The sequence below is a fragment of the Kitasatospora sp. NPDC088779 genome (assembly GCF_040685395.1).
Taxonomy (GTDB): domain Bacteria; phylum Actinomycetota; class Actinomycetes; order Streptomycetales; family Streptomycetaceae; genus Kitasatospora.
Map to the genome: position 1 here is coordinate 32,050 of NZ_JBFBHW010000016.1, position 15,538 is coordinate 47,587.

The following is a 15,538-nucleotide window of genomic DNA, read 5'->3' on the forward strand; positions in this document are numbered from 1 at the left end:
CCGGTGCGTTCCGGCGTTCTAGTAGACCGGCTTGTGCGGCTCGATCTGGTTGACCCAGCCGAGCACGCCGCCGCCCAGGTGGACGGCGTTGGCGAAGCCGGCCGCCTTGACCACGGCCAGCACCTCGGCCGAGCGCACGCCCGACTTGCAGTGCAGCACGATCTTGCGGTCCTGCGGCAGCTTCTCCAGGGCGTCGCCCATGAGGAACTCGTTCTTCGGGATCAGCACCGCGCCGGGGATGTTGACGATCTCGTACTCGCCGGGCTCGCGGACGTCGATCAGGAAGATGTCCTCCTTGTCGTCCTGCCACTGCTTGAGCTGCGCCGAGGTGACGGTCGAGCCGGCGGCGGCGGCCTGCGCCTCCTCCGACACGACGCCGCAGAAGGCCTCGTAGTCGATCAGCTCGGTGACCGTCGGGTGCTCGGAGCAGACGGCGCAGTCCGGGTCCTTGCGGACCTTCACCTGGCGGTAGTTCATCTCCAGGGCGTCGTAGATCATCAGCCGGCCGACCAGCGGGTCACCCACGCCGGCCAGCAGCTTGATCGCCTCGGTGACCTGGATCGAGCCGATGGACGCGCACAGCACGCCCAGCACGCCGCCCTCGGCGCAGGAGGGGACCATGCCCGCCGGCGGGGCCTCCGGGTAGAGGCAGCGGTAGCAGGGGCCGTGCTCGGCCCAGAACACGCTGGCCTGGCCGTCGAAGCGGTAGATCGAGCCCCACACGTACGGCTTGCCGAGCAGCACCGCGGCGTCGTTCACCAGGTAGCGGGTGGCGAAGTTGTCGGTGCCGTCCACGATCAGGTCGTAGCCGGAGAAGATCTCCATGACGTTGGAGTTGTCGAGGCGCTCCTCGTGGAGGATCACGTCGACGTAGGGGTTGATCTCCTTGACCGAGTCCCGCGCCGACTCCGCCTTGGAGCGGCCCACGTCCGACTGGCCGTGGATGATCTGGCGCTGGAGGTTCGACTCGTCGACCACGTCGAACTCGACGATGCCCAGCGTGCCGACACCGGCCGCGGCCAGGTACATCAGCGCGGGCGAGCCCAGGCCGCCGGCGCCGACGCACAGCACCTTGGCGTTCTTCAGCCGCTTCTGCCCGGCCATGCCCACGTCGGGGATGATCAGGTGGCGGGAGTACCTGCGGACCTCGTCAACGGTGAGCTCGTCGGCCGGCTCGACCAGGGGTGGCAACGACACGGGGACTCCGATGGGTGTCTGGTTCAGGTGGCCTGGGCCAGCCTCATGGTGGTTGCTGCGCCGCCACGCGGGTGGCTCCTAGGCCAACAGTGTCACGCCCCTCCGGTATTCCGAGACAGCTCGTCCGATGGGCGAGACGGCCGGCGTCGGATCGTGGGACCGCCCGCCGGAGCCCGGAAAAGCGCCCCCGGCCTGTGCCGACAGGCCCGGGGCGCTCCCGGTGGCCGCTCAGACCCGGCAGGCCGTCTCCAGCCAGACGTCCCCGAGCGACTCCTCCAGCGGCACCTGTGTCCGCCAGCCGAGACGGTCCCGGGCGGTGCGCACGTCCGCCTGCCGCCACGGCACCGGCTCCCCCGCCGCGACCCGGCCCTCCGGCCGGTGGCCCGGCAGGTGGTGGCCGGGCAGGTGGTCGCCGACCGGGCCGCCGGCCTGCGCGGGCAGCAGGACCTGGCGGTTCTCCTCGACGATCGCCCCCTCGAAGCCGGACGCCCGGACCAGCAGCTGGGCCGCGTCCCGGGCCCGGACGGCGTGCCCGCTGCCGATGTTGACCACCCCGGTGGCGGCCGACACCGCCGCCGCCTGAATCGCCCGCGCGACGTCCCGCACGTCCACGAAATCCCGGTATCCGGACAGGTCCGGCATCCGCACCTGGGTTTCGTCCCGCTCCAGGGCCCGCCGCAGCCCCTCCGCGAGCCGCCCGAACAGCGAGGCGGTCGGCGCCCCCGGGCCCACCACGTCGAACACCCGCAGCACCGCCGCGTCCAGGCCCGACGCCAGCACCAGCTCCGTCCCGGCCAGCTTGGACACCCCGTACGGGCCGACCGGCCGCGGCTCGGCCTGCTCCGACACCGGCACCCCGCCCGGCACCGGGCCGTACTCGGCGGCCGAGCCGACGTGCACCAGCCGGGCCGGCTCCCGGCTGCGCCGGATCGCCTCGCAGACGGTGGCGACGGCCAGCGTGTTCGACCGGATCAGGGTGCGCGAGCTGCCGTAGGTGGCGCCCGCGCAGTTGATCACCACCTGCGGCACGACCGCGTCCAGGAACCGGGCCAGCGCGCCCGGGCTTCCGGTGGTCAGGTCGAAGCGGATGTCGGCCGAGTCGCGCCGGCCGAGCACCGTCACCTGCAACTCCTGGTCCATGAGCAGACGATCGGTGACCCGGCGGCCGATGAAACCGTCGGCGCCCAGCAGCAGCACCCTCATCGGGGGCGTCCTTCCACGAAGCGAGGTCGGGGACGACCTGGCGGACTGAAAATCAAGAGCGGACTGAGTGAGAGCAGAGAGAAGGGGGCGGCACCCGGGGCCGCACCGGCGGGCGGGGCTCAGCGGTGCGAACCGGCCCGGCCGAGCACGGCCCAGGCGTACGCCAGCAGCACCGCGGCGACCGCGCCGCCGCCGAGCACCCCGGCCGTCGGCCCGGAACGGCCCAGGGCGAGCAGCCCGAGCGCCACGGCGGGCCCGGCCAGCGCCCCCGCCGCGGCGGCCGCCGTCCGGCCGCAGCGGGCCAGCAGCGCGGGCAGCACCAGCAGCAGGCCCAGCACGCCCTGCGCCGCCCACTGCGCGGCGCCGGCCCGTTCGGCCGCCAGGTGCAGCAGGCCCCCGCCGTGGCCCGGCCCGGGGCGCGGCGCGAGGACGGTCAGCACCGCCAGCGCGGCGAAGGTCAGCACCGCGAGCACCGCCAGGTGCAGGGCGACCGCCACCGGGAGCACCGGCCGCATCCGGGACCGGAACTCTGCCAGCGTGGCCGCCGCGCCGAGATGGCCGCGGCCGACCTGCCGGTACCAGCGGGCCGCCCGCTCGGCCGACCCGGCCGACACCGCCCCGGCCAGCACCAGCGCGGCGGTCAGCCGCCGGTCCCCGTCCGCCGCGGCCAGCGGGAGCAGCAGCAGCGCGGCCAGGCCCAGCCCGTGCCCCAGCGCCGCCGGGTGCCACCGGGAGCCGGCCCGCCGCGGCGCCCGCGCCGGACCCAGCCCGTCCGCCGCGCCGCAGGGGCGGGTGTCCGGCGGGCCGGGCTCGGCGGCGGGGTCCGCGGCCAGGGCGGGCACCAGCACCAGCGGGACGGCGGCCGGCAGCAGCACCGGCCAGCGGGCGCCGAGCGCGACCACGGCCGCGCAGGGCAGCGCGGCCAGCGCGGCGGCGGTCAGCGTCGCCCGGGTGGCGGCGGCGCACTCCCGGCCGCGCGGCGGCTCCGGCACGGGTGGGCGGCGGGGCACCCGCGCGTACAGCTCCTCGGCGAGCGAGAACAGGTCGGCGTGCCGGCAGCGCGCGGCGGCCTGCGGGCCGAGCCCGGCCTCCTCCAGTCCGGCGGCGATCTCCAGCGGGTCGACGGCCCGCTCGCACAGCGCCCGGTGCTCGGCCATCACCTCGCGCACCGGGTCCCCCACCGGGCTCCCGGGGCCGCCCGGCGCCGCGCCGCCCGCCATCAGACGGCCTCCGCGAGGGCGCCGGGGCGCTCTTGCGCGCCGGCGTCACCGCCCCCGTCCTCCGGCCGCTCGGACCCGGCCGGCCCGGCGCCGTGGCGTCCGCCGGGGCCGTCCGCCGCGTCCGGGGCACCCTGGCCGCCCGGGCCGTCCGGCGCGCGGCGGCCGTCGGCGAGCCAGTACTCGGCGGGCCGGGCGAACGGGCGCGGCGACTCCCCGGCCGCGCCGCCGGCCCCGCCGCCGGGGAAGGCCGGGTACTGCGAGACCAGCTCCAGGTAGATCTCCCGGAAGGCGCCGATCACCGGCTCCACGGCGAAGCGTTCCTGCGCCCGCAGCCGCCCGGCCAGCCCGAGCCGGGCGCGCCGCTCCTCATCGCGCAGCAGCGCCAGGCAGGCGCCGGCCAGCGCGCGCGGGTCCCGGGCGGGCACCAGCAGCCCGGTCGGCCCGACCACCTCGCGGGCCACCCCGACGTCGGTGGACACCACGGCCCGGCCGCTGAGCATCGCGTCCGCGAGCAGCCGGGGGCTGCGCTGGGACAGCGCGGAGAACACGGCCAGCGTGCCGCCCTCCCAGACCTCGGCGAGCGAGCCGGGCCGCCCGGCGAAGTCCACCGCCGCGGCCAGTCCGAGCCGCTCGGCGAGCGCCGCGCAGTGCGCCCGGTAGCCGGGCTCGGCCTCCTCGCCGTGGATCACCAGCCGGGCCCTCGGCAGGTCGGCGCGCACCCGCGCGAAGGCGTGCAGCATCAGCTCGGTGTCCCGCCCCGGCTCCAGCGCGCCCGCCCACACCAGGGTCGGCACGGCGGGCTCGGGCCCGGCCGCCGGGCGGACCACCGCGGGCGTCCCCTCGTAGACCACCCGGGTGCGCGCCGGGTCGGCCCCGCAGCGGCGCTGCCACTGCTGGTCGTGGGCGCTGCCGGGGGTCAGGACGGCCGCCTGCCGGTAGGTCTCCTCGGTCAGCGCCCGGAAGTACGCCAGCAGCAGCGCCCGGACCGGCCACCGGTACGGCGCCTCGCGGTGGCCGAGGTACTGCTCGCGCAGGTGCAGGCCGTGCTCGGTGACCACGAACGGCACCCCGTGCAGGTACCGGGCGACCAGCGCGGGCAGCGCCGCGGGGCCGCCGCCGACCACGTGGCACAGGTCGGCGCCGCCGAGGCCGTCGGGCCCGGTGCCGTACCAGGGCGCGGACAACGGCCGCAGGCACTGCTCCAGCAGGTCCGCCGCGACCAGCACGTCGCGGACCAGCGGCTGCCCGGCCGAGGTCTCCGCGCCCGGCAGCCGCCAGACCCGCTCCAGGGTGCGCCGGGCGTGCGCGGAGGCGAGGAAGGCGGGCAGCGTGCCGTCCTCCCGGGCGAGGACGGCCAGCCGGTACAGCCCGGCCCCGAAGCCGGCCCGCTCCCCCGGCAGCACCAGGGCTCTGACCAGGTCCTCGTACGCCCGGGCGTACTGGCGTCCGCGCAGCGTGCCGGGCACCCGGCCGCCCGGCCGGCGCCCCCACAGCGCCAGCTCGCGCGCCCCGCGCCAGGCGGGCGACAGCCGCTCGGCGGTGCCCTGGCCACCCTGGCCGGTCAGCAGGTACAGCCCGAACTCGTGCTCCGGCAGGCCCGCGGCCAGCCGGTCGCACCAGCCTCCGGCGCCGCGCCGGGAATGTGGGCCGGCACCCTCGGTGAGCAGGGCGATGCGCACGGGAGACCTCCAGGGCAGAGCGGATCACGGGCGGGCGGATCACGGGCGGGCGGATCGACGGATGGCTTGAGCGGCTTGAGTGGCCACCGGGGCGGCCCCGCACGGCGGCGGGGACGGTCCGGGGGCGAGGAGTCCGGTCGGCCGGGTACGACACCGCGACGCTCCCCCGGGGCGGGGCACCACCGAGCGGTGGTGCGGCCGTCCGGCCCGACGGTCCGGCCGCGCCCCTCCCGCGATCCGTTCCCCCGGGCGCACGCCCGTTCCGGCGGGCCGGGCCCGACCCGCCGGGCCCCCTGGGTGCGGCCGCCCTCCGGATTTCCCCGGCGTCCGCGGCCTCCCCCACACCTGTTCGGTCCGACAGCAGAAAGGTAGGACCGGGCCCGGGCAATCCATCGGTCACATGCCTGGTTGCCACCTGAACGAGTGAACGGGCGTGACCTCGCCCCGAACCGGGCCGTTACCGGGCGGCGCCGGCGGCCGGGCGCCGGTCGCCGGCCTCCCCGCTCATGGCGGACGATGGGAGTGGCCTTGTTCGCCGCCGCGAGGGGCCCCGGGTCCACGATGCCGGCCCGCGCTCCGCGCTCGGTGACGCCGCCGGTGCGGTGCGTCACGAGGTTCGGATTCCGACGGCCCGGACGGCCGTTCCGGCCCCTGTCACACCCCTGCCGACGCCGAGGTCAGCGCCGTATTGTGGGCTCCTGACAAGGAGGCCGAGGTCCTTTTCTCACTCCCGCCGAACGCGGAAGCGGTTACCGAAAAGTAGAATCGGCCCTCTTGCCAGCCCCGAACAACCGAAGTGAGGAGCGCCGTGACGGCCATCCAGGAGGCGCAGGAGCGCCCGCGCGGTGCCCGCCTGCCGCGAAGCGCCCGCCGTGAACAACTGCTCGGTGCCGCCCAGGAGGTGTTCGTCGCGCAGGGTTACCACGCGGCCGCCATGGACGACATCGCCGACCGCGCCGGGGTCAGCAAGCCGGTGCTGTACCAGCACTTCCCCGGGAAGCTGGAGCTGTACCTGGCGCTGCTGGACAAGCACTGCGACGCCCTGGTCGAGTCGACCCGCGACGCACTGTCGACGACCACCGACAACAAGCTCCGGGTGGCCGCGACGATGGAGGCGTACTTCAACTACGTCTCCAGCGAGTCCGGCGCGTTCCGCCTGGTCTTCGAGTCGGACCTGACCAACGAGCCGGCCGTGCGCGAGCGGGTCGAGCGGGCCTCCGAGGCGAGCGCGACGCTGGTCAGCAAGGTGATCCAGGAGGACACCGACCTGCCCGAGGCGGAGTCCAAGCTGCTCGCCGCCGGGGTCTGCGGCCTGGCCCAGATCACCGCCCGGTACTGGCTGTCGCAGGGCCTGGACATCCCGCGCGACGAGGCGGCGCGACTGGTCGCCAGCCTGGCCTGGCGCGGGCTGAAGGGCTTCCCGATGCACCCCACCTCGGAGGGCGGAGAGGCCCTCTAGCAGGGGTGATCCACCGACCTTCGCCGCCGCGGTGATCCCGTGCTCTATGGTGAAGCCGTACGGCGCGGTCGTCGCGAACGCTTGTCCCAGGCGGTCGGGGTGTCCGCGCGTGGAGGCTGCAACCCCGGAGGGACGGAAGCCGTGGAGGTCAAGATCGGCGTGCAGAACACGCCGCGCGAGATCGTGATCGAGAGCACGCAGAGTGCCGATGAGATCCAGAGCGCGATCGCCAAGGCGCTGGAGGGTTCGGAGAAGCTCTTCGCGCTGACCGACGAGCACGGCCGCCGCGTCATCGTCCCGGCCGAGCGCCTGGCGTACGTGGAGATCGGCGAGCAGGCCGCCCGCAAGGTCGGCTTCGGCACCGCCTGAGGCGTCGTCCGAGCTGCTCACCCGGTGCCCCGCTCCCCCAGGGAGCGGGGCACCGTTGCGTGTACGGCCGGGTCGGCCGGGGTACGGCGACAGTGCGGCCGTCGGCGCCGCGCGCCCGTCCCCGGGAGGCAGTTTTGCTGGTCGAGTCGATCGCCTTCGCCCTCGTCGGCCTGGCCGCGGGCCTGGCCGCACTGCTGGCGCGGCCCGCGTACTTCCGGGCGGCTCGCACCCTGACCCTGGGCACCGCCCTGGCGGCGGCGCTGCTCGGCGGGACGGTGGCGCACTTCTGCCTGGACGGGCGCTACCCGGCGGCGTCGATCGCGGCCGCGGCGCTGGCCTCGGCGGTGCTGACCACGACGCTGGCCCGGCCGGACCTCGCCGCCGGGCGGGCCCCGGCGCACCGGCACCACCCGCACCGGGCCGGTGTCCACCGCACACGGCGCCACCGGCCGGCCTGACGCCCGGGCCGGACAGGCCCTAGCTGGCCAGGCCCAGGGCGGCCATCCGCCGGGTGTGCGCCTCGGTGATCCGGTTGAACATCTTGCCGACCTCGACCAGGTCGAAGCCCTGCACCTGGACGCCGCCGACCAGCAGGTTGGACAGCGCGTCCCGCTCGGCGACCACCCGCTGGGCCTGGCTGAGCGCCTCGCCCATCAGCCGCCGGCCCCACAGCGCGAGCCGGCCGCCGGAGCGCGGGTCGGCCTCGATGGCCTGGCGCACCTTGTCCACCGCGAACTGGGCGTGCCCGGTGTCGGACATGACGCCGAGCACCAGGTCGCGGGTGTCGTCGTCGAGCCGGACGGCGACCTCGCGGTAGAAGTCGGTCGCGATGGCGTCGCCGACGTAGGCCTTGACCAGGCCCTCCAGCCAGTCCGAGGGCGCGGTCATCCGGTGGAACAGCTCCAGCGGCTCGACGAACGGGCGCATCGCCTCCTGCGGGTCGGCGCCGATCTCGGCGAGCCGGTCGTGCAGGCGCTGGTAGTGCTGGAACTCGGCGGAGGCCATCCGGGCCAGGGCCGCCTTGTCGGCGAGGTCCGGCGCCAGCTTGGCGTCCTCGGCGAGCCGCTCGAAGGCGCTCAGCTCGCCGTAGGCGAGTGCGCCGAGCAGGTCCAGCACCGCCGCCCGGTAGCCGGGGTCGGCCGAGCACGCGGCCCAGTCCCCGATCGAGCCGGCCGCGGCGTCCTGCGTCTCACCATGGGTCTCCATGACCCGCCACCTTAGTCCCGCCGGCCCGGGGGACCCACCCTGGCCGGCCGTCGGCCGGTCGCCCGGGTGACCGGCCGGAACACCCCTTCCGGCCCGGGTCGGGAGGGGCAATGTCAGACGCGTCACGTGTTCGAGTCGTCGCCTGACTGTATGGTGGTACGGAGCCCCGTCGTGTTCGCACGGTGTCACCGCCGTCTCGGTGTCCCGCGCAAGCCCGCTCCGAAGCGGCACCGTCCATCCGGACGTGTCCGCACCGGAGCCACGGGTACTCACGTACGCGGATGCCCGGTCGGAGAGCCGATCGGCTCCGACCATGGCTTGGACTTCAAGCCTTGGCACCGCATCAGTGGCCGAGCGAGGGCCGCCGAGACCACGCCCCCTGGCGAAGGTCCCGCGCAGGTCCCTCATGGGAATCCTCCCCGACGCCGCCGGCGACGCGCCCCGCACAGGGCAGCGCGCACCGGCCGGCCGCAGGGACCGGCGCGGTTGTGCGTCCGCTCAGCTGCATCAGGGCCGCCAGGCCCGTACGCAGCCGTGCGGCTGCCCGCCCGCCGCTCGCTCTCGGCCCCTTTCACACGGAAGAGGCAGCACCCTGTCCACCACCGCTGAACCCATCAAGACGACGTTCCGGGATCTGGGAATCCTCCCGGAGACCGCCGAGGCGCTCGAGTCCGTCGGCATCGTCCACCCCTTCCCCATCCAGGAGATGACCCTCCCGGTCGCGCTGACCGGCCACGACGTCATCGGCCAGGCCAAGACCGGCACCGGCAAGACCCTCGGCTTCGGCCTCCCGCTGATCGAGCGGTGCGTCGTGCGCGCCGACGTGGACGCCGGCCGGGCGACCGAGGAGCAGCTCTCCGACGGCCCGCAGGCGCTCATCGTCGTCCCGACGCGTGAGCTCTGCACCCAGGTCACCAACGACCTGCAGACCGCCGGCAAGGTCCGCGACGTGCGCGTCCTGGCCGTCTACGGCGGCCGCGCGTACGAGCCGCAGGTCGAGGCGCTCGCCAAGGGCGTCGACATCGTGGTCGGCACCCCGGGCCGCCTGCTGGACCTGGCCGGGCAGAAGAAGCTGAACCTGTCCAAGGTCCGCTCGCTGGTCCTGGACGAGGCCGACGAGATGCTCGACCTCGGCTTCCTGCCGGACGTCGAGAAGATCATCACCATGCTGCCGGCCAAGCGGCAGACCCTGCTGTTCTCGGCCACCATGCCGGGTCAGGTCATCAGCCTCGCCCGCCGGTACATGAGCCAGCCCACCCACATCCGGGCCGCCGCCCCGGACGACACCGGCACCACCGTCGCCAACATCGAGCAGCACATCTTCCGCGCGCACTCGCTGGACAAGGTCGAGCTCGTCTCGCGCATCCTCCAGGCCGACGGCCGCGGGCTGGCGATGATCTTCTGCCGGACCAAGCGCACCGCCGCCGACGTCGCCGACCAGCTGACCCAGCGCGGCTTCGCGGCCGGCGCCGTCCACGGCGACCTCGGCCAGGGCGCCCGCGAGCAGGCGCTGCGCGCGTTCCGCAACGGCAAGGTCGACGTGCTGGTCTGCACCGACGTCGCCGCCCGCGGCATCGACGTCGAGGGCGTCACGCACGTGGTCAACTACCAGTGCCCCGAGGACGAGAAGACCTACCTGCACCGGATCGGCCGCACCGGCCGGGCCGGCGCCTCGGGCACCGCCGTCACCCTGGTCGACTGGGACGACATCCCGCGCTGGCAGCTGATCAACAAGGCGCTGGAGCTGACCTTCAACGACCCGGAGGAGACCTACTCCACCTCGCCGCACCTGTACGAGCTGCTGAAGATCGCGCCGGGCACCAAGGGTGTGCTGCCGCGTTCGGAGCGGACCCGGGCCGGGCTCGGCGCGGAGGAGGTCGAGGACCTCGGCGAGACCGGCGGGCGCGGTGCGCGCACCGCCCGGGCCAAGGGCCCGCGCAGCGGCTCCGGCCGCACCGGCGCCCCCGAGGCCGCCGTGGCGACCGAGGAGAAGCCGCGCCGCACCCGTGAGCGCCGCCGCACCCGGGGCGGCTCCGCGGTCGCCGAGGGCGAGGCCGGGACCGTCGTCGAGGCCCCCGCGGCCCCGGCCGTCGAGGGCACCGAGGGCGAGTCGGCCCCGCGCCGCCGTCGCCGCCGTTCGCGCGGCGCCGCCGCCGGCGAGGCCGCCGTGGTGGCCGAGGCCGTCGCGGTGACCGAGGCGGCCGTGGCGGCTCCGGTCGCCGAGGCTCCGGCCGCGGTGGCCGTCGTGGCCGCCGCCGAGGCCGTCGTCGAGGCCGCCGTCGCGGAGAAGCCGGCCGCCCGCACCCGGACGCGCGCCGCCCGCAAGCCCAAGGCCGAGGCCGTCGAGGCCCCGGCCGAGGCTCCGGCCGTCGAAGCCGTCGAGGCCGCTGAGGCCGTCGTCGCGAAGAAGCCGGCCACCCGGACGCGCACCCGCAAGCCGAAGGCGGAGGCCGTCGAGGCCGTCGTCGAGGCCCCGGCCACCGAGGCCGCCGTCGCGGAGAAGCCGGCCACCCGGACGCGCACCCGCAAGCCCAAGGCCGAGGCCGCGACCGCCCCGGCGGCTCCGGAGGCTGCGGCCGCCGACGCCGCGACCGAGGTCCCGGCCCCGCGCAAGCGCACCCGGGCCCGCAAGGCCGCCGCCGCGCCGGAGGCCACCCCGGAGAGCTGACGCACCCCGTCCCGGAGGGGGCGGGCCGGGCCCCTCGCGGTCCGGCCCGCCCCCTCCGGCGTTCCGGCGTTCCGGCGTTCCGGCGTTCCGGCACAGGCTGGATAGGGTCGGGGTCACCGGCCAGTCGCCTGCAGGAGAGCAGCCCATGAGCACGCCGCCGTTCCTCACCCTTCCCCGCTGCGCCCGCGCGCTGCGGCTGTCCACAAGCCGCGGCGGGTTCGCCGCGCTGCGGGCCGAGCCGGACGGGCCGGTGCGCGGCTCGGCGCTGCTGGTGCCGGGCTTCACCGGCAGCAAGGAGGACTTCATCGCCCTGCTGGAGCCGCTGGCGGCGGCCGGCTACCGGGTGACCGCCGTCGACCAGCGCGGCCAGTACGAGACCGGCGGCCCGGACGACCCGGCCGCGTACGCCGTCGAGGCGCTGGGCGCGGACGTCCGGGCGCTCACCGAGGCCGTGGCCGCCGACGGCGGGCCGCCGCACCTGCTGGGGCACTCCTTCGGCGGCCAGGTGGTCCGGGAGGCAGTGCTGGCCGCGGCCGCGGACGGCCCGTCGCCGTGGCGCTCGCTGACCCTGATGTCCACCGGCCCGGGCGCGATCGACCCGGCCGAGGCGGCCCGTACCCAGCTGCTGCTGGACGTGCTGCCGGTCATGAGCCTGGAGGAGATCTGGCAGGTCATGCGGCAGATGGAGGAGGGCAGCGGGGACCAGAAGCAGCGCCCGGAGCCGGCCGTCGCGGAGTTCCTGCACCGCCGCTGGCTGGCCAACGTACCGCTGTCGCTGAGCGTCACCGGTGGCCATCTGGTCGCCGCGCCGGACCGGGTGGCGGAGCTGGCCGCCGCCACCGCCGGCCTGCCGGTGCTGGTGCTGTCCGGGGTGCGGGACTACGCCTGGCCGGTGCCGGAGCAGACCGGGATGGCGGAGCGCCTGGGGGCCCGCCGGGTGGTCGTCGAGGACGCCGGCCACTCCCCCAACGCCGAACGCCCGGCCGCCACGGCCGAGGCGCTGGCCGCGTTCTGGGCCTGAGCCGCACCGGTCCCGGAGAGTGGTCTGAACCACTTCTCGAAGTTCGACCGTCCTCAACACAGGACAAAAGTCGTTAGTTACGGTAATCTTTGATTCTGTCCGGGAATCATCGCCGGCCTCCGCGTCGGCGCGAATCAGCCGAAACCTGGACTTCACGGTCGGGCAACGACCCGGAAGCATCACCACGTCACCGTGGTTCACGAGGCACCAGGCAAGCAGGGGGAGCCCTTGCCGCAGCAGACCGCCGCACGTACGAACCGAACGATCCGGCCGCACCGCCGGACCCGCAGGACCCCGAAAGGGCTGGTACCCACTCAGCCGCAATCGCCCCGACCGACGGGGCAAGAAGAGGAGACGCCCATGACGAAGACCATGCGCTTCGAGATCGTCCGACTGGACGACGCCAACGGCTCCGCCGCCGACCGCCTGATAGCCGACGCCGAGACCGTCCGCGAGTTCGTCCAGGCCGCCGCCCGCACCGGTGAGCGCCTGCTCATCCGCCCGTGCCCGACCGTCTGACCACGCGCGGCGCCTCCGACCGGGAGCCCTCACCCGCCGCCGACGAGCCGGGAGCGTCCGATCCGGACGTTCCGATACCCGACTGACGCCCTGTCACCGCGATCGCCGATGACAGGGCGTCAGTGCGTCCGGGCCCTGGGCCCGTAGACGTTTGCCGCCGCCCGCCACGGGACATCCCCCAACGGGAACCGCCCGTGCCGCGCCGCCCCACCCGCGCCGAACGGGCCCCGCCACCGACAGGTGCCGCCGAGCCCTCCGTACGGGTGATCGTCCTTGACGCGGCGGTCCGGAGGGAGGAGCGTTGTCGCCTATGAGGGGCGAGCCAAGCTGCCCGAGGTGCGCCGGTCGGGTCCGCGCCCCCGGTCTGTTCTCAGACACCTGGCAGTGCGACCGGCACGGAGCCGTGCACCCGATGCAGCCCGTGCTGCCACCGAGCGTCGAAGCCCTGGGCGTCGCCGTCGCCCGCTCGCAGGTCCCCGTCTGGCTGCCCTGGCCGCTCCCGGTCGGCTGGCTCTACACCGGCATCGCCCACGTCGGCGACGACGTCTCCGGCGCCCGGGCCACCGCCGTCGCCTGCTCAGGACCGGCCCCGCTCGGCGGCTTCGGCGAGCTGGTGCTCGTCGCCGAGGAACTGGGGGTCGGCCTCGGCGCCCGCTACGCCGGGATGCCCGGGCCCGACCCGGGCGACTCCGTCGGCCTCTACAAGCCCGCCGACGCCAAACTGCTGGCCGCCGGGCGGCCCACCCCGATGTTCCACGTCCCGGACGCCCCGGTCGACCGCGCGGTGTTCGTCGGCGAGGCCCGCGGCCTCTGGCTCTGGGCCGTCGCCTGGCCCGAGCAGTCCGCCCTGGTGATGTACGACGAACTCGTCCTCACCGACCTGCGCGAGGCCGGCGCCGAACTGGACCTGCTCCCCTGCGGGGCCCTCTCCCCCCGCCTGCTGGGATAGGTGCTGTCCGGCCGGGGCCCGGCGCCCTGTCCTATCCTGGGCGGCACCCCGAGCCCTCAGGAGTCCGCCCCGTGCGCATCGACCTGCACGCCCACAGCAACGCCTCCGACGGCACCGACAGCCCGACCGAGCTGGTCGCGGCGGCCGTGGCCGCGGGCCTCGACGTCGTGGCGCTCACCGACCACGACACCGTCGCGGGCCACGCCGAGGCCGCCGAGGCGGTGCGCGCGCTGCCGGACGGCAGCCGGCTGACCGTCGTCCCGGGCGCCGAGCTGTCCTGCGTGGTGGGCGGCGTCAGCATGCACCTGCTGGCGTACCTGTTCGACCCGGACGAGCCGGAGTTCGCGCGCGAGCGGGAGCTGGTGCGCACCGACCGGTTCCGGCGCGGGCGGGCGATCGTCGAGCGCTGCCGCGAACTCGGCGCGGACATCAGCTGGGAGCAGGTGCAGCGGATCGCCGGGACCGGCTCGGTCGGTCGCCCGCACATCGCCAGCGCGCTGGTCGAGGCGGGCGTCGTGGCCACCGTGTCGGACGCCTTCACCGCCGAGTGGCTGGCCAACGGCGCCCGGGCGGACGTGCGCAAGCACGAGACCGACCCGATCGAGGCGGTCCGGCTGGTCCGGGCGGCCGGCGGGGTGCCGGTGTTCGCCCACCCCGGCGCGGTCAAGCGCGGGCGGACCGTCCCGGACCAGGTGATCGCCGACCTCGCGGCGGCCGGGCTGGCGGCGCTGGAGGTCGACCACACCGACCACGACGAGGAGACCAGGGTGCGGCTGCGCGGCCTGGCCGACGAGCTGGGGCTGCTGGTCACCGGCTCCAGCGACTACCACGGCAGCCGCAAGACCGTCCGGCTCGGCGAGCACACCACCGACCCCGCGGTGTACGAGGCGCTGCTGGCGCAGGCCACCGGCGCGAAGCCGATCGGCGGCTGAGGGCCGCGCGCCGGGGTGCGGGGGCGCGGCGGGAGCGCGGGGCCAGGACGGGAGACTCGTGACCTGAGCCCCGGTCAGTCCAGCCGGACGCCGCGGCGGTCCGGGTCGCGCAGGTCGGCGCCCTGCTCCAGCCAGCGCTCCTGGAGCGCGGCCGCGCCGTGCACCCGCTTCCAGCCGGCCTCGTTGGGCGTCATCGGCAGCAGCGGCAGGAAACGGACCGGGTCGGCCGGCTCGTCCAGCTCCAGGTCCGGCACCAGGCCGCCCGGCTCGGCGGCCAGCACCGAGGTGAACGGCGCGCCGTCCCACAGCGGGGCGCCGAGGTCCAGCGAGCCGCCGGGGGCCACCACCAGGCCCTCGACCTGCGGGGTCGCGGCCAGGGTGGCCAGGCTGCGCAGCACGCTGTCGCGCCCGCCGCGGACGGTCAGCACCAGTTCGGCGCGTGGGCCGCGCAGTTGGTCGGCCACCGGTGCGGTCGGGTCGGCCATCGGCGCGGCGGACATGCCGAGCGTCGCGTACCGGACCAGGCCGTCGGCGTCCGGGCCGAAGCGCAGCACCTCGATCCGGTCGGTGCCGAGGAAGGTGACCGCGGCGCGGCCGCTCGGCTCGCCGAAGGTCGTGATCAGCCGGGCCTCGACGGCGGCCAGCACCGCCTCCCGGGAGAGCGCCGGGGAGCTGCCGCCGTGGGGTTCGCCGAAGAGCGGGAAGTCGTGCGCCATGCCGGTGAGCGTAACCCCCGGGGGCGGGCCGGCCGTGTGCGGGCGGCCCGGGCAAAGCCTCGGGAAAGCCCGGGGCGCCGATGGTCGGTCAGATGTTAGGCTGAGCGACTGGCCACCGGGAATCCTCAGGTTCCCGGGGCGGCGGCACGAAGGAGGTGGTTGCGGTGGATACCGGCCGACCATGCAGTACCGGCAGCTCTACCCGGCCCCGACTTCCCCGCACCCCTCGCCACGCAGGCTGAACCGGCTGATCCAGCCGAGGTAGCCCGGGCAGGCCGGACGCGGACGAACCGGCCGGGAGAGCACCCTCACCCCCCTTCACCGGTGTTCTTCGCCGTCGCACCACGGCCGCCCGCTCCTCCCCCGCCTTCCGGCGGGGGACCCCGACGCCGCTGTGCGG

General features: G+C 75.7%; 14 protein-coding genes. 8 read left to right on the plus strand and 6 right to left on the minus strand.

The genetic code is table 11. The annotated features are described in order from the left end of the window. Window positions 1-18: 18 nt before the first annotated feature. The 4 genes from moeZ to AB0P03_RS17430 all read right to left on the minus strand — a co-directional run bounded on the left by moeZ (window position 19) and on the right by AB0P03_RS17430 (window position 5,299). Window positions 19-1,197, minus strand: coding sequence for an adenylyltransferase/sulfurtransferase MoeZ (gene moeZ / locus AB0P03_RS17415; RefSeq protein WP_363372596.1), 1,179 nt, complete (start codon window positions 1,195-1,197; stop codon window positions 19-21). Between the two features lie 228 nt (window positions 1,198-1,425). After that, a complete protein-coding gene (locus AB0P03_RS17420; protein WP_363586737.1) occupies window positions 1,426-2,400 on the minus strand; it encodes an NAD-dependent epimerase/dehydratase family protein in 975 nt (324 codons plus the stop codon). 119 nt (window positions 2,401-2,519) lie between these two features. After that, window positions 2,520-3,620 (minus strand): hypothetical protein, encoded by a 1,101-nt coding sequence (locus AB0P03_RS17425; protein WP_363586738.1) that lies wholly within the window; start codon window positions 3,618-3,620, stop codon window positions 2,520-2,522. Continuing rightward, the gene (locus AB0P03_RS17430) at window positions 3,620-5,299 is read right to left on the minus strand and encodes a DUF3492 domain-containing protein (protein WP_363629526.1); all 1,680 of its coding nucleotides are present in this window, start codon (window positions 5,297-5,299) and stop codon (window positions 3,620-3,622) included. The genes AB0P03_RS17425 and AB0P03_RS17430 overlap by 1 nt, the downstream gene beginning before the upstream one ends. 808 nt (window positions 5,300-6,107) lie before the next feature. Here AB0P03_RS17430 and AB0P03_RS17435 point away from each other — a divergent pair. From AB0P03_RS17435 to AB0P03_RS17445, 3 genes are all read left to right on the plus strand, one after another. Continuing rightward, complete coding sequence (locus AB0P03_RS17435) at window positions 6,108-6,758, plus strand: TetR/AcrR family transcriptional regulator (protein ID WP_363586740.1); 651 nt, start codon at window positions 6,108-6,110, stop codon at window positions 6,756-6,758. Window positions 6,759-6,899: 141 nt separating this feature from the next. After that, window positions 6,900-7,127, plus strand: a complete 228-nt coding sequence (locus AB0P03_RS17440; RefSeq protein WP_063347919.1) for a DUF3107 domain-containing protein — start codon at window positions 6,900-6,902, stop codon at window positions 7,125-7,127. A gap of 134 nt (window positions 7,128-7,261) precedes the next feature. Next, on the plus strand, window positions 7,262-7,585 hold the full coding sequence (locus AB0P03_RS17445; RefSeq protein ID WP_363586741.1) for a hypothetical protein: 324 nt from the start codon (window positions 7,262-7,264) through the stop codon (window positions 7,583-7,585). Window positions 7,586-7,604: 19 nt separating this feature from the next. Here AB0P03_RS17445 and AB0P03_RS17450 read toward each other — a convergent pair whose 3' ends face one another. Then, window positions 7,605-8,333, minus strand: a complete 729-nt coding sequence (locus AB0P03_RS17450) for a ferritin-like fold-containing protein (protein WP_063347921.1) — start codon at window positions 8,331-8,333, stop codon at window positions 7,605-7,607. 706 nt (window positions 8,334-9,039) lie between these two features. Here AB0P03_RS17450 and AB0P03_RS17455 point away from each other — a divergent pair. The 5 genes from AB0P03_RS17455 to AB0P03_RS17475 all read left to right on the plus strand — a co-directional run bounded on the left by AB0P03_RS17455 (window position 9,040) and on the right by AB0P03_RS17475 (window position 14,422). Further along, window positions 9,040-11,001: a DEAD/DEAH box helicase gene (locus AB0P03_RS17455; protein ID WP_363629528.1), complete on the plus strand. Its 1,962-nt coding sequence runs from the start codon at window positions 9,040-9,042 to the stop codon at window positions 10,999-11,001. A 145-nt stretch (window positions 11,002-11,146) separates the two neighbouring features. Then, entirely contained in the window at window positions 11,147-12,022 is an 876-nt protein-coding gene (locus AB0P03_RS17460; protein ID WP_363629529.1) for an alpha/beta fold hydrolase, read from the plus strand. 360 nt (window positions 12,023-12,382) lie between these two features. Beyond that, on the plus strand, window positions 12,383-12,541 hold the full coding sequence (locus AB0P03_RS17465) for a hypothetical protein (protein ID WP_159398440.1): 159 nt from the start codon (window positions 12,383-12,385) through the stop codon (window positions 12,539-12,541). 310 nt (window positions 12,542-12,851) lie between these two features. Then, window positions 12,852-13,490, plus strand: coding sequence for a DUF6758 family protein (locus tag AB0P03_RS17470; RefSeq protein WP_363586743.1), 639 nt, complete (start codon window positions 12,852-12,854; stop codon window positions 13,488-13,490). Between the two features lie 71 nt (window positions 13,491-13,561). Continuing rightward, complete coding sequence (locus AB0P03_RS17475) at window positions 13,562-14,422, plus strand: PHP domain-containing protein (RefSeq protein ID WP_363586744.1); 861 nt, start codon at window positions 13,562-13,564, stop codon at window positions 14,420-14,422. Window positions 14,423-14,496: 74 nt separating this feature from the next. Here AB0P03_RS17475 and AB0P03_RS17480 read toward each other — a convergent pair whose 3' ends face one another. After that, window positions 14,497-15,138: a suppressor of fused domain protein gene (locus tag AB0P03_RS17480; RefSeq protein ID WP_363586745.1), complete on the minus strand. Its 642-nt coding sequence runs from the start codon at window positions 15,136-15,138 to the stop codon at window positions 14,497-14,499. Between the last annotated feature and the right edge of the window lie 400 nt (window positions 15,139-15,538).